We start from the raw sequence: 12,937 nt of genomic DNA on the forward strand, positions 1-12,937 counted from the left end.
GACGGTAGAAAGATATCTGACATAAACAATAGGGAAAGCCGCGTTATAGTAGCGCGTTCACGCCAAGGAGCTTTGCATGCGCCAGAAACCCACCATACTCGCCCGCGAAATTGTCGCCACCAGTCGATTGTTCTGTGTGGAAGAGCTGAAGTTGCGCTTTTCCAATGGCGTGGAACGCACGTATGAGCGATTGGTCGGCAAAGGTGCCGGGTATGGCGCGGTCATGATCGTGGCAATGCTGGATGCCGATCATGCGGTGCTTGTCGAGGAATATTGCGCCGGTACGGATGAGTACGAGATGTCCTTGCCCAAGGGCCTGATCGAACCGGGTGAAGACGTATTGGCCGCCGCCGAACGTGAGCTCAAGGAAGAGGCAGGCTTCGGTGCCCGGCAACTTGAACACTTGACCGAACTATCGCTGTCGCCCGGCTATATGAGCCAGAAAATTCAGGTAGTCCTGGCTATGGACCTCTATGAAGAGCGTCTGGAAGGCGACGAGCCAGAGCCTATGGGCGTGAGCAAAGTCAGTCTGCGTGAGCTGTCGGCGCTGGCGCAAAACCCACAGTTCAGCGAGGGTCGTGCCTTGGCGGCGCTGTATCTGGCCCGTGACCTGCTGACTCAGCGTGGGGTGTTTCTGCCATGACTTTCACTCACCCGTTGATGGCGCCCGTGGTTGAGCTGGCGTTGAAGGCCGGCGAAGCGATCCTGCCGTTCTGGCGTACCGGTACAGCGGTGACGGCCAAATCGGATGACTCGCCTGTCACTGCGGCGGACCTGGCTGCCCATCATCTGATTCTGGCCGGCTTGACGGCGCTGGACCCGAGCATTGCGGTGCTGTCCGAAGAAGACGCCAACATCCCCCAGAGCGTACGTGCTGGATGGCAGCGCTGGTGGCTGGTCGATCCACTTGATGGCACCAAGGAGTTCATATCTGGCAGTGAGGAATTCACCGTCAATATTGCCCTGATCGAAAACGGCCAAGTGGTATTCGGCGTGGTGTCGATGCCGACCAATGGGCGCTTCTATGTCGGTGGAGCCGGGCTCGGTGCGTGGCGTGGCGATCAAGGTGGTACACCGGTAACGATTCAGGTGCGGCATGCCTTGGCACCCGGCCAGGCGTTTACCGTGGTTGCCAGCCGCCGCCATTCCAGTGAGCAGCAGGAGCGTTTGCTGGCGGGGTTGAGTGCAAGCCTTGGAGAGCTGCAACTGGCTAATATCGGCAGCTCGCTGAAGTTTTGTTTGTTGGCTGAAGGCGAAGCGGATTGTTATCCGCGTTTGGCGCCAACGTCGCAGTGGGACACGGCGGCGGCGCAAGGTGTGCTGGAAGGCGCGGGCGGGGAGGTGCTGGATTTGAGCGGCGCGCCGTTCTGTTACCCGGCGCGGGAGTCGCTGTTGAATGAGTTCTTTTTGGCGTTGCCGGCGAAGGCCGCGTGGCGGGAGAAACTATTGGCGCTCGCCAACTCGTAGGAGCCAGCAAGCTGGCTCCTACGGCGACCATTGCCTATCAGCGGTGCAGCACGTATTGCCCGGTAAACAGCACCGCATACTCATCACTCCCCGCATTCACCACCCGTGTAGCCAGCGTCAACCGCGCCCGACCATAACGCTGGTACATGGTCAGAAACTTCTTCCACGCCGCCGCATTCGGCGCCTGACAAATGGCTGTGGCATCACTCGTCACGGGTAGGGGATAGCTGATCTGCCCTTCCTGAATCACGATGTGCCCATCTTCGATGCCTTCCTCTTTCAGGCGCAAATGCAACCAGCCCCAGCCGACCAGCACCGCAGCGCAATACAGGCTGCCACCGAACATGGTGCTCTTGTGGTTGACGTTGGCTTCCAGCGGCAGCTGCAGGCGCAGTTGCTGGTCGTGCCAGTCGAGCACTTTGAGGCCCATGTCCCGTGTCAGAGGGATGTCGTGATGAAGAACCGATTCCAGTTGACGGCTTTCGCGGGTCATTGCGTGGCCTCTTGTTTGAAGTGAGGGATTGGACGGTGGCTCATTCGTGCTCGTCGGCGTGGGTGGAAGTGCCGCTGTCGGCGAAACTCAAGCCATGCTTGCGCAGTTTGTCATGCAGGGTCTTGCGCGGAATGCCCAGGGCTTCGGCGACGCTGCGCACGGAGCTGTGAAAGCGCGCCAGTTCGGCCGCAATCAGGCTTTTTTCGAAGTTTTCCACTTGCTCACTCAACCCGCCGCTGATCATTTCGACCGCAGTGCCGACAGCATCGTCGGGCGCGTTGTTATCCAGGGCCAGTTCCAGCCCCAGGGCGAATCGTTCGGCGGCGTTTTGCAGTTCGCGCACGTTACCGGGCCAGGTGTGGCGCAGTAACAAGGCGCGCTGTCCCGGCTGCAGTTCATGGGGCGGCAGGCCGTGGCGGGTGCTGGCCTCATCGGCGAAATGCTGGAACATCATCAACGCATCTTCGCCACGCTCGCGTAGCGGCGGAATTCGCAGGGGCGCGACATTCAGGCGGTAGTACAAGTCGGCACGGAAGCGCCCCTGATCGGCGGCCTGGCGCAGGTCTTCCTTGGTCGCCGCGATGATGCGCAAGTCCAGCGGGATCAGTTGGTTGCCACCCAGGCGTTCGACTACCCGCTCCTGGAGCAGACGCAGCAATTTGACCTGCACATCGAGGCTCATGCTTTCGATTTCATCCAGGAACAGCGTGCCGCCGTTGGCGAATTCGAATTTGCCGATGCGGCGTTTCTGCGCACCGGTAAATGCGCCGGGTTCGTGGCCGAAAAGCTCACTTTCAACTACCGATTCGGCCAGTGCGCCAGCGTTGATCGCCACGAACGGCCCGTTGCGGCGGTTGGATAAATCGTGCAGGGCCCGCGCAACCACTTCTTTACCGGCGCCGGTCTCTCCGAGAATCAGCACATCGGCCTTGGTTGCCGCCAACGCGCCGATCTGTTCGCGCAGGCGCAGCATCGGCGCCGATTGCCCGACCAGGCGCGTGCTCAACTCCTGGCGATCGCTCAATGCGAGCCGCAAGCTGCGGTTATCCAGCACCAGGCGGCGCAGCGCCAGGGCGCGGCGCACACTGTCGAGCAGGGCATCGCTGGCGAAGGGTTTTTCCAGAAAATCATAGGCTCCGGCGCGCATGGCTTGCACCGCCAACGGCACATCGCCGTGTCCGGTGATCAGCAACACCGGCAGGTCGGGGTCCTGGGCATGCAGCTCGGTCAGCAGTTCGAGGCCGTCCATACCGGGCATGCGGATGTCACTGACCACCACGCCCGGCCAGTCGCGCTCCAGTTGCGCGGCCAGGCCCTTGGCTTCGGCCAACGGCAAGATTTTCAGGCCGGCCAGATCCAGGGTCTGGCTCAGCGCCTGGCGCAGATGGGGATCGTCGTCGATCAACACGACCTGAATACGGTTGTCGATGGTCATGCACTTCGGTCCTCGGGCGGTTGCAGGCTCACGCCCGGTGCACCAGCGCGCAGCTTGAGAGTAATCAACGCACCGCCTTCCTTGTGGTTGGCGAACGACAGTTCACCACCGAAGGCGCGCATCAGGGTTTCGCAAATCGCCAGGCCCAGGCCAAGACCTTGTGTACGGGTCTTGGTGGTGTAGAAAGGCTCGCTGGCGCGGGCAAGGGCTTCCATGCAGAAACCCGGGCCATTGTCGCGAATGTACAGGTTGACGCTATCGGCGCTGGATTGGGCACTTAGCCAGAGTTTACGTGGCGGGCCTTTTTCCGTCAGGGCATCAAGGGCGTTGGCCAGCAGATTTCCGAGCACCTGGCGCAGGCGCGTTTCTCCCGCTTCGACCCACAGGGTGGCGGCGGGCAAATCGCGGATGAGCTCAACCTCCATACTGCGCCGACGTTTGGCCAGCAGGGCCAGTGCATCGTCCAGCGCTGGCTGCAGGGCCACGCTTTCCGGGGCATGGCGATCGCGCCGGGCGAAGGCGCGCAGGTGGGCAATGATCGAAGCCATGCGCCCGGTCAATTCGCTGATCAGCTTGAGGTTGCCCCGGGCATCATCGGTGCGTTGGTGATCGAGCAGTACCTCGGCGTTTTCCGCGTAGCTGCGAATCGCCGCCAGCGGCTGATTGAGTTCATGGCTGATGCTCGCCGACATCGTCCCCAATGCCGACAATTTACCCGCCTGCACCAGATCATCCTGGGCGCGTACCAGTTCCTGTTGAGCCTGTTCGCGCTCCAGCACCTCTTGTTTCAAGCGCCGGTTCAGGCCTTCGAGATCGCTGGTGCGCTCGGCGACCCGGGCCTCCAATTCGCGACGGGCCTTGGCTTCGAAGGCGATGCGCTCAAGGTAATGGCGACGGCGCTGCATCATCAGGCCCAGGAGCAGCATCAACACCAGCAGAGTGGCGCCACCGACGGCGACCACTGTGCGTACCGGGCGGTCAATCAACGTACGCGGGGCGAGGATACTGACGTTCCAGCCGGTCTCGGCGATTGGCTGGGTCTGGGTCAGCCAGGCATTGGGGTTGAGCTTGAGCGGCTTGGGATCGCGGGTTGGGTAAGGTTGAATCGCAGTAATGGCTTTGCTTTCTTCTTCGCTCAGCGCGCGGGTCGAACGGAAACGCCACTCAGGCCGCGACGTCAGGATGACCACGCCGTTGTGGTCGGTCAGCAGCAGTTGTTCCGGGGTTTTGCCCCAGAGGCTTTCGGTGTGGTCGAGGTCTACCTTGACCACCAGCACCCCAACGATTTTCTCGCCGTCACGCACGCCTGCAGCAAAGAAATAGCCGCGCTTGGCAGAGGTGGTGCCCAAGCCGAAAAAGCGTCCGAGCCGCCCGGCCATGGCTTCGCTGAAGTACGGCCGGAACGAAAAATTGCGCCCGACGAAACTGTCGTGCTTGTCCCAGTTGGAAGCGGCCAGGGTTTTGCCGCTGGAGTCCATCAGGTACATGACTTCGGCGCCGGTCTGGGTGCTGATGTTTTTCAGCAGGCGGTTGGCATTGCCCTGGGTGACGCCATCGTCCGGTGCGCCGATGACGGCCCGCAGGGCCGGCAGATCGCCGAGGATCTGCGGTAATACCTCATAGCGATGCAGGGTACCCAGAAGGTTGGCGACGTAGAGATCGAGGGTCTGCCGATTCTGGCTGGCCAGTTCGCTGCGGTAGTAGCGCTCGGCGAGATGTTCCAGCGGCCACAGCAGAGGTGCCAGGCACAGTGCAAGAAGGGCCAGGCTGCGCCAGCGGGGTCTGGGAGGAAGGGTCGCAGTCATGAGCATCGGGCGCCTGTGGGTACAGGCGCATTATGCCTAGGCTTGCGCGTACCGTCTGCGCGGTAAGCGACGCGAAGTTCTTTGCCCGGCTTCAGGGGAAGACATCGGCATCCTTGAAGAACGTTGCGGCCTGATCCTTGGCCGATAGTTGCGGTGTCTGCGCAAGCTGCCAGTCGATGGCCAGGTCCGGGTCGTCCCAGCGGATGCTGCGCTCGGCGGACGGGTTGTAATAATCCGTCGTTTTATAAAGAAACTCGGCTGACTCGCTGAGCACCACGAAACCGTGGGCGAAGCCTTCCGGCACCCAGAGTTGGCGATGGTTGTCGGCAGACAGGCGTACTGCTACCCATTTGCCAAAATTCGGCGAGCTGCGACGAAGGTCCACGGCGACGTCGAGTACTTCGCCGTGGGTGACGCGAACCAGTTTGCCTTGGGTGTTTTCCAGCTGGTAGTGCAGGCCGCGCAAAACACCTTTTTGCGAGCGGGAATGGTTGTCCTGGACGAACTGAATATTTTCCCCGGTGGCTTGTTCGAAAGCCTTCGCGTTGAAACTTTCGTAGAAGAAACCACGTTCGTCACCAAAGACCCTGGGTTCAAGGATCAGAACACCGGGCAGGTCGGTGGTCACTACATTCATGGTCTGTCTCCGGCAATGGGCTTTGATGGCGCACATTCTTGCGCAAAGTGCCGGCCGGGGCGAGAGACATGTGCAGTCAATTGCCGGCACAAGCGACCAGTACCGGCTCCCGGGGGCTTGCGTATCGTCCAAAGCAATGGCGATATAGGCGTCTAATGAAATTTCAGGGGTCGTTGTATGTCGCTTGCCACGTTGATTCATCGCGCCAGTTTGCCCAGCCCGCAGGTGTCTGCGGAGCAAGCGCTTGAGCTGTTGGAGGAACATTACGGGCTCAGCGGAAAATTACAGGCCCTTGGCAGCCAGCAAGACCTGAACTATCGCGTCGACAGCGATCAAGGGCGTTTCGTCCTGAAAATCTGCAGGGGCGACTATGCGACGCTGGAGTTGCAAGCCCAGCACGCGGGGCTCAGGCATTTGGGCGAGCACCCGGATGTACACGTACCGCGCGTGATCCCGGCAAAAAATGGCGCAGACCTGCTGTCCCTGGACGTTGGTGGTGATGCGGTGCATGTGCGCCTGCTCGATTACATCGAAGGCCAGCCCCTGACGAGCCTCGAGTATTTCAATCCAGCCGTGGTGGCCGGTTTCGGTCGGTTGTGCGGCGAGATGGATCTGGCACTGGCTGATTTCGATCATCCGGGGCTGGTGCGAACGCTGCAGTGGGACGCTCGCCACGCCCATGCGCTGATCGCGCATTTGTTGCCCGTGATCAAGGATGAAACCCTGCGTCGACTGATTGTCGAAGCATCCGAACAGGCCGAGCGCCATTTGCAGCCGCTGGAAGACAAGCTGCCGGTGCAGGCCATCCACATGGATATCACCGATGACAACGTGGTGTGGCAACGTGATGCGCAGCGCCACTGGCAATTGCAGGGGGTCATCGATTTCGGCGATCTGGTGCGTACCTGGCGTATCACCGATCTGTCGGTGACCTGCGCCGCGCTGCTGCATCACGGCGAAGGCAATCCGTTGTGCATTCTGCCGGCGATCCAGGCCTATCACGCGGTCAACCCGTTGCAACGTGAAGAACTGCTGGCGCTCTGGCCGTTGATCGTGGCCCGGGCGGCGGTGTTGGTGCTCAGCGGTGAACAGCAGGTCAGCATCGATCCGGGCAATGCCTACAGTCGCGACAATCTGGTCCACGAGTGGGAGATCTTCCGCGTCGCCACCTCGGTGCCGTTGGCTTTGATGGAGGCTGCGATTCTGACGTCGGTCGGCGAGAACCTGCCAGTCATCAACAGTGAAGGTTTCGCGCCGCTGCTGCCCAATCTGGTGGGGCGAGAGTTTGCCTTGATTGACCTGGGCGTGCTCAGCCCGCATTTCGAAGCCGGTAACTGGGAGCAGCAAGGCATCGATCAACGCCTGTTGAGCGAAGCGGCAGCGGCGCATGGTCTGGCAGCCAGTCGCTACGGGCAATATCGCTTGTCCAGGACCCGGCCGGACAGCGCCATTGAACCCGACACTTGCCCGTTGCACGTTGAGTTGCACGTACCCCAGGGCACACCGGTCGAAGCGCCCTTTGCCGGGGTGGTGCATTTGTCGGCAACGGGGTTGTTGCAACTCGACGGCCCGCAACTGAGTCTGCGCCTGTGGGGTGTCACACCGTCGCTGCACAGCGGCGCGGCGCTGGTTAAAGGCCAGGTGCTGGGTTCTGTCAGCGGGCCGCTGTTGGTGCAGTTGTGCCAGGGGGCTTCTATCGATGCGCCGTTGTTCTGTGCGCCGTCGCGTGCGGCAGCCTGGCAAGCACTGTGTCCATCGCCGGCAGCGCTGCTGGGGCTGGCCTGTGACGCGGAGCCCGAACTCGATGGGCCGACTTTGCTGGCCCGCCGCGACGCCAGTTTCGCCCGCACGCAAAAACACTATTACGTCGACCCGCCGCGCATCGAGCGTGGCTGGCGCAATCATTTGATCGACATGCAGGGCCGCTCCTATCTCGACATGCTCAACAACGTCGCGGTATTGGGCCATGGCCATCCGCGCATGGCGGCGGTCGCCAGCCGGCAGTGGTCACTGCTCAACACCAACTCGCGTTTCAACTACGCGGCGGTGGCCGAGTTCTCCGAGCGCCTGCTGAAATTGTCACCGGACGGCATGGATCGGGTGTTCCTGGTCAATAGCGGCAGCGAGGCCAACGACCTGGCGATTCGCCTGGCATGGGCCTACAGCGGCGGCCGCGACATGCTCAGCGTGCTGGAGGCCTACCACGGCTGGACGGTAGGCGCCGACGCGGTCTCGACCTCTATTGCAGACAACCCCAAGGCCTTGAGCAGCCGCCCGGACTGGGTGCATCCGGTGACTGCACCGAACACCTATCGAGGCGAGTTCCGTGGCCCGGACAGTACGCCGGACTACGTGCGCAGCGTCGAACACAACCTGGCGAAAATCGCCGGGCAGAATCGTCAACTGGCTGGCTTCATTTGCGAGCCGGTATACGGTAATGCCGGTGGTATCTCGCTGCCACCGGGTTATCTGCAGCAAGTCTATGGGCTGGTGCGTGACCGTGGCGGTGTGTGCATCGCTGACGAAATACAGGTCGGTTATGGACGCATGGGCGACTTCTTCTGGGGCTTTGAAGAGCAGGGCGTGGTGCCGGACATCATCACCATGGCCAAGGGCATGGGTAACGGCCAGCCGTTGGGCGCGGTGATTACCCGCCGGGAAATTGCCGAAGCGCTCGAGGCCGAGGGCTACTTCTTCTCGTCCGCCGGCGGCAGTCCGGTCAGTTGCCAGATCGGCATGGCGGTGCTGGATGTGATGGAAGAGGAAAAGCTCTGGGAAAACGCCCAGGTCGTCGGCGGGCATTTCAAGCAGCGGTTGGAAGCGCTGATCGATATTCATCCGTTAGTGGGTGCGGTGCACGGCTCCGGTTTCTATCTGGGCGTCGAATTGATCCGCAACCGAGAAACCCTGGAGCCGGCGACCGAAGAAACCACGGCGCTGTGCGAGCGCTTGCGTGAACTGGGGATCTTCATGCAACCGACCGGCGACTTCTTGAATGTCCTGAAGATCAAGCCGCCGATGGTCACCTCGCGCCAGAGCGTGGATTTCTTTGTCGACATGCTGTCGAAGGTGCTGGCTGAGGGACTCTGATCGATCCGTGCAGGAGCAGCCTGCGACAGCTCCTACACGGATTAAATGCCGATTGTTATCGATAATAAATACTTCGTTTAAGACGTAACGCATTTTATGAGCTTCTAAAGTCGATATTAATCGGTTATAAAGTCGCCGTTGCCCACGGCGTGAATGATCCTGCCCGGGGCTCCCATTTCTGTAATGGATCGATGCCAAGCTCGATTCCAGCGCTTGCCCCGGAGATGTTTCATGACTCGTAACGTTACCGTAGCCGCTACCCAGATGGCCTGTTCCTGGGACCTTGAAGCCAACATCGAGACCGCTGAAAAGCTGGTCCGCGAGGCCGCAGCCAAAGGCGCGCAAATCATCCTGATCCAGGAACTGTTCGAAGCCCCGTACTTCTGCCAGAAGCCGAATCCGGATTACCTGCAGCTGGCCACAACTGTCGAAGACAACGTTGCCATCAGGCACTTCCAGAAAGTCGCCAAAGAGTTGCAAGTCGTGCTGCCGATCAGCTTCTACGAGTTGGCGGGGCGTGCTCGCTTTAACAGCGTCGCGATCATCGATGCCGACGGCAGCAACCTGGGGGTTTATCGCAAGAGCCACATCCCCGACGGCCCTGGCTATCACGAAAAGTACTATTTCAATCCGGGTGATACCGGCTTCAAAGTGTGGAACACACGGTACGCGAAGATCGGCGTGGGCATCTGCTGGGACCAGTGGTTCCCGGAATGTGCGCGCAGCATGGCCTTGCTGGGGGCGCAGATCCTGTTTTACCCGACCGCCATCGGCAGCGAGCCCCACGACAAGACCATTTCCTCACGGGATCACTGGCAGCGTGTGCAGCAGGGCCATGCCGGTGCCAACCTGATGCCGTTGATCGCCAGCAACCGTATCGGCAACGAAGAGCAGGACGGCTACGACATTACCTTCTACGGCTCGTCATTCATCGCCAACCAGTTCGGCGAGAAAGTTCAGGAGCTCAATAAAACCGAAGAAGGTATTCTGGTGCACACTTTCGACCTCGACGAGCTGGAGCACATCCGCAGCGCGTGGGGTTCGTTCCGCGACCGTCGTCCAGACCTGTACGGCGCTCTGAAAACCCTCGACGGTTCCCTGGAGTCCTGATTGCCATGACCACTTTGAACAGCACCCCTCGCGCCGACGGCTTCTACATGCCAGCCGAGTGGGCACCCCAAACCCAGACCTGGATGATCTGGCCCGAGCGCCCGGACAACTGGCGCCTGGGCGGCAAACCGGCACAAGCCGCTCATGTCGCTGTGGCCAAAGCCATTGCACGTTTTGAACCGGTGACCGTGGCAGTCTCCGCCGGCCAGTACGAGAACGCTCGTTCCCGCCTGGACGTGCCGAATATCCGCGTGGTGGAAATGTCCAGCGATGACGCCTGGGTCCGGGATACCGGCCCGACGTTCGTCATCAACAACAGCGGTGAAGTCCGTGGTGTGAACTGGGATTTCAACTCCTGGGGCGGTTTCGAAGGCGGTCTGTATTCACCGTGGAACCGTGATTCCCAGGTCGGCGGCAAGATCCTCGAAATCGAGCGCAGCCCGCGCTACCGCACCGAAGGCTTCGTGCTTGAAGGCGGCTCGATTCATGTCGACGGCGAAGGCACCCTGATCACCACCGAAGAGTGTCTGCTCAACCACAATCGCAACCCGCACATGAACCGTGGGGAAATCGAAGAGGTGCTGAGCGCGAATCTGGCTGTGGATAAAATCATCTGGCTGCCGGACGGGTTGTTCAACGACGAAACCGACGGTCATGTGGATAACTTCTGCTGCTACGTGCGTCCGGGTGAAGTGCTGTTGGCCTGGACCGATGATCCGCAAGACCCGAACTACCCGCGCTGCCAAGCGGCAATGAACGTGCTGCAAAACAGCACCGACGCCAAAGGCCGCCCATTTACGGTGCACAAGATGCCGATTCCGGGCCCGCTGTTTGCAACCGAGGAAGAATGCGCCGGTGTCGATCCGGTGGACGGTACTCAGGAGCGTAATCCGACTGTTCGTCTGGCCGGCTCCTACGTGAACTTCCTGATCGTCAACGGCGGCATCATTGCCCCGAGCTTCGATGACCCGCAGGATGCTCCGGCAAAAGAGATTTTGCAGAACCTGTTCCCGCAGCACGAAGTGGTCATGGTGCCGGGTCGCGAACTGTTACTGGGGGGCGGCAATATTCACTGCCTTACCCAGCAGCAGCCTGCGCCGCACAAAGAGTGAGTGCGGTTGTAACATATTGAGTTGATTGCAAAATCAGTTTGTCAGGCTTTGACTTCATCGCTGATACCGAAAGCCCGCAGTCCTCAAGGATCGCGGGCTTTTTTGTATCCGGCTGGCGACATTTCAGCGACCTTGGCACAGCTCTTGTATCTGCGCATGTGCAAGACGGGGAGGGGAAGGACTTCGATGTTCTGTCATAAACCTTGGATAAGTTAGCCGCTCAAAAACCGGGAGAGAGCGCTGGAATGAACGCCGAAGTGAATGTAGCAAGCGAGCGGGCAATGCATCCCCTGGCGGTAAACAGCGAATCGCTCCAGAGTCTGGCGCACTGGTTCAAGTCCAACGAAACGTGTCAGATCGGTGAGACTGATCCGCGCCGGACAATGATCGAGCGCTACCCTGCTGGATTGTTCAGCGAGGCGGAACTGGAAGCGTTGTGGGATGTAATGGAAGGATAGGAACAACGACAACGGATTGATCAGGGAAAAGCGCTGCCGCGATGGTGGCGCTTTTTTTTGAGAAAAAATCAAAAATCGCAGCCTGCGATCTTTTGATCTTTAACGCACTACCACCTGACGCCAACCCCCGCAGTTTGGAGACTGAAGCAGGTGTAAACCTATGCCAGGACCACAACGCGAGTCTTATATAACTCATTACATCGCGTAACTAATGATGTTCCGGCCCCCACCTTTATCCCCCTCTGCTAACTCCATACATTGAGTTCCAACACCTCCCCATCATCCCGACGGGAAGGTCACTGGAGATGTCCTCATGCCTTTCGTAAGCGTACGCATTACCCGCGATGGCGTTACCACTGAGCAGAAGGCTCAGGTGATCGCCGAAATCACCGAAACCCTGGAGCGCGTGCTCAACAAACGCCCTGAACTGACCCATATCGTGATCGAGGAAGTCGACACCGATAACTGGGGTTACGCCGGGATCACCACCACCCAGTACCGCAAGCAGCTGGCTGAGAGTGAGGGGCCGTCATGACAGCCGTGTGTCGGTGAATTGGTCGCTTTTTAATCATTATTGTCGTCAGAGGTATTCATCATGAGCCATTCGAAAAAAGTCATCGTTATCACCGGCGCATCCCAAGGTCTCGGCGACGGCATGGTCAAGGCCTTCCGTGAACTCGGTTACCGGATCGTCGCCACGTCGCGCTCGATCAAGCCATCCAGCGATCCGGACATTCTCACTGTCGCCGGCGACATCGGCGAACCGGCCACTGCCCAGCGGGTCATCCGCGAAGCCATTGCCCGTTTCGGTCGTATCGATACGCTGGTCAACAACGCCGGGATCTTCATCGCAAAACCGTTCACCGCTTATACCCCTGAAGACTATGCCAACGTGTTGTCGGTGAACCTCAATGGCTTCTTCTACATCACCCAGCTCGCCATCGCCGAGATGGAAAAACAGGGCAGCGGCCACGTCGTCAACATCACCACCAGCCTGGTTGATCACGCCATCGACGGAGTGCCATCGGTACTGGCGTCGCTGACCAAAGGCGGCCTGAACGCGGCGACCAGATCCCTGGCTATCGAATACGCCAAACGCGGGATTCGGGTGAACGCAGTCAGCCCCGGCATCATCAAGACCCCGATGCACGGCGTAGAAACCCATGAAGCACTGGGCAACCTGCACCCGGTCGGGCATATGGGCGAGATCGACGATATTGCGCAGGCGGTCGTGTACCTGGATGGCGCCAAGTTTGTTACTGGCGAAATCCTGCACGTGGATGGCGGGCAGAGTGCGGGTCACTGAGACCTGATTTTTTGGGACGACAGA

The 12,937-nt window shown here is 60.1% G+C and carries 12 protein-coding genes; 8 read left to right on the top strand and 4 right to left on the bottom strand.

Annotated features, from left to right (window positions below; genetic code table 11):
- Positions 1-76 precede the first annotated feature (76 nt).
- Together nudE and cysQ are read left to right on the top strand one after the other, a co-directional pair.
- A complete protein-coding gene (nudE, locus tag KW839_RS09545) occupies positions 77-643 on the top strand; it encodes an ADP compounds hydrolase NudE (protein ID WP_060544024.1) in 567 nt (188 codons plus the stop codon).
- The gene (gene cysQ, locus KW839_RS09550) at positions 640-1,467 is read left to right on the top strand and encodes a 3'(2'),5'-bisphosphate nucleotidase CysQ (protein ID WP_060544025.1); all 828 of its coding nucleotides are present in this window, start codon (positions 640-642) and stop codon (positions 1,465-1,467) included. The genes nudE and cysQ overlap by 4 nt, the downstream gene beginning before the upstream one ends.
- Before the next feature lie 37 nt (positions 1,468-1,504).
- On the opposite strand, the gene KW839_RS09555 is transcribed toward cysQ, so the two are convergent.
- The 4 genes from KW839_RS09555 to rfbC all read right to left on the bottom strand — a co-directional run bounded on the left by KW839_RS09555 (position 1,505) and on the right by rfbC (position 5,837).
- A complete protein-coding gene (locus KW839_RS09555; RefSeq protein WP_218424165.1) occupies positions 1,505-1,960 on the bottom strand; it encodes a thioesterase domain-containing protein in 456 nt (151 codons plus the stop codon).
- Positions 1,961-2,000: 40 nt separating this feature from the next.
- Positions 2,001-3,395 (bottom strand): sigma-54 dependent transcriptional regulator, encoded by a 1,395-nt coding sequence (locus KW839_RS09560; protein ID WP_218424166.1) that lies wholly within the window; start codon positions 3,393-3,395, stop codon positions 2,001-2,003.
- Positions 3,392-5,200 (bottom strand): ATP-binding protein, encoded by a 1,809-nt coding sequence (locus KW839_RS09565; RefSeq protein ID WP_218424167.1) that lies wholly within the window; start codon positions 5,198-5,200, stop codon positions 3,392-3,394. The genes KW839_RS09560 and KW839_RS09565 overlap by 4 nt, the downstream gene beginning before the upstream one ends.
- 91 nt (positions 5,201-5,291) lie before the next feature.
- Positions 5,292-5,837, bottom strand: a complete 546-nt coding sequence (gene rfbC, locus KW839_RS09570) for a dTDP-4-dehydrorhamnose 3,5-epimerase (RefSeq protein WP_218424168.1) — start codon at positions 5,835-5,837, stop codon at positions 5,292-5,294.
- Between the two features lie 177 nt (positions 5,838-6,014).
- Here rfbC and KW839_RS09575 point away from each other — a divergent pair, with 177 nt between their 5' ends.
- The 6 genes from KW839_RS09575 (at position 6,015) to KW839_RS09600 (ending at position 12,913) form a co-directional block, all read left to right on the top strand.
- Positions 6,015-8,927, top strand: a complete 2,913-nt coding sequence (locus KW839_RS09575; RefSeq protein WP_218424169.1) for an aminotransferase — start codon at positions 6,015-6,017, stop codon at positions 8,925-8,927.
- A gap of 231 nt (positions 8,928-9,158) precedes the next feature.
- Positions 9,159-10,037: an N-carbamoylputrescine amidase gene (gene aguB, locus KW839_RS09580; protein WP_218424170.1), complete on the top strand. Its 879-nt coding sequence runs from the start codon at positions 9,159-9,161 to the stop codon at positions 10,035-10,037.
- Positions 10,038-10,042: 5 nt separating this feature from the next.
- Positions 10,043-11,149 carry an agmatine deiminase gene (gene aguA, locus KW839_RS09585; RefSeq protein ID WP_218424171.1) on the top strand — a complete coding sequence of 369 codons (1,107 nt, stop codon included), beginning with the start codon at positions 10,043-10,045 and terminating at the stop codon, positions 11,147-11,149.
- A 245-nt stretch (positions 11,150-11,394) separates the two neighbouring features.
- Positions 11,395-11,607, top strand: a complete 213-nt coding sequence (locus KW839_RS09590; protein ID WP_060544032.1) for a hypothetical protein — start codon at positions 11,395-11,397, stop codon at positions 11,605-11,607.
- Positions 11,608-11,920: 313 nt separating this feature from the next.
- Positions 11,921-12,142, top strand: coding sequence for a 4-oxalocrotonate tautomerase family protein (locus KW839_RS09595; protein WP_218424172.1), 222 nt, complete (start codon positions 11,921-11,923; stop codon positions 12,140-12,142).
- 60 nt (positions 12,143-12,202) lie between these two features.
- Positions 12,203-12,913: an SDR family NAD(P)-dependent oxidoreductase gene (locus KW839_RS09600; RefSeq protein ID WP_218424173.1), complete on the top strand. Its 711-nt coding sequence runs from the start codon at positions 12,203-12,205 to the stop codon at positions 12,911-12,913.
- Positions 12,914-12,937: the final 24 nt, after the last annotated feature.

Source organism: Pseudomonas sp. PDM31, assembly GCF_019218965.1.
GTDB lineage: Bacteria > Pseudomonadota > Gammaproteobacteria > Pseudomonadales > Pseudomonadaceae > Aquipseudomonas.

Coding starts and splice junctions, on each gene's coding strand:
- nudE (WP_060544024.1), top strand. CDS start 77: ATGCGCCAGAAACCCACCATACTCGCCCGCGAAATTGTCGCCACCAGT.
- cysQ (WP_060544025.1), top strand. CDS start 640: ATGACTTTCACTCACCCGTTGATGGCGCCCGTGGTTGAGCTGGCGTTG.
- KW839_RS09555 (WP_218424165.1), bottom strand. CDS start 1,960: ATGACCCGCGAAAGCCGTCAACTGGAATCGGTTCTTCATCACGACATC.
- KW839_RS09560 (WP_218424166.1), bottom strand. CDS start 3,395: ATGACCATCGACAACCGTATTCAGGTCGTGTTGATCGACGACGATCCC.
- KW839_RS09565 (WP_218424167.1), bottom strand. CDS start 5,200: ATGACTGCGACCCTTCCTCCCAGACCCCGCTGGCGCAGCCTGGCCCTT.
- rfbC (WP_218424168.1), bottom strand. CDS start 5,837: ATGAATGTAGTGACCACCGACCTGCCCGGTGTTCTGATCCTTGAACCC.
- KW839_RS09575 (WP_218424169.1), top strand. CDS start 6,015: ATGTCGCTTGCCACGTTGATTCATCGCGCCAGTTTGCCCAGCCCGCAG.
- aguB (WP_218424170.1), top strand. CDS start 9,159: ATGACTCGTAACGTTACCGTAGCCGCTACCCAGATGGCCTGTTCCTGG.
- aguA (WP_218424171.1), top strand. CDS start 10,043: ATGACCACTTTGAACAGCACCCCTCGCGCCGACGGCTTCTACATGCCA.
- KW839_RS09590 (WP_060544032.1), top strand. CDS start 11,395: ATGAACGCCGAAGTGAATGTAGCAAGCGAGCGGGCAATGCATCCCCTG.
- KW839_RS09595 (WP_218424172.1), top strand. CDS start 11,921: ATGCCTTTCGTAAGCGTACGCATTACCCGCGATGGCGTTACCACTGAG.
- KW839_RS09600 (WP_218424173.1), top strand. CDS start 12,203: ATGAGCCATTCGAAAAAAGTCATCGTTATCACCGGCGCATCCCAAGGT.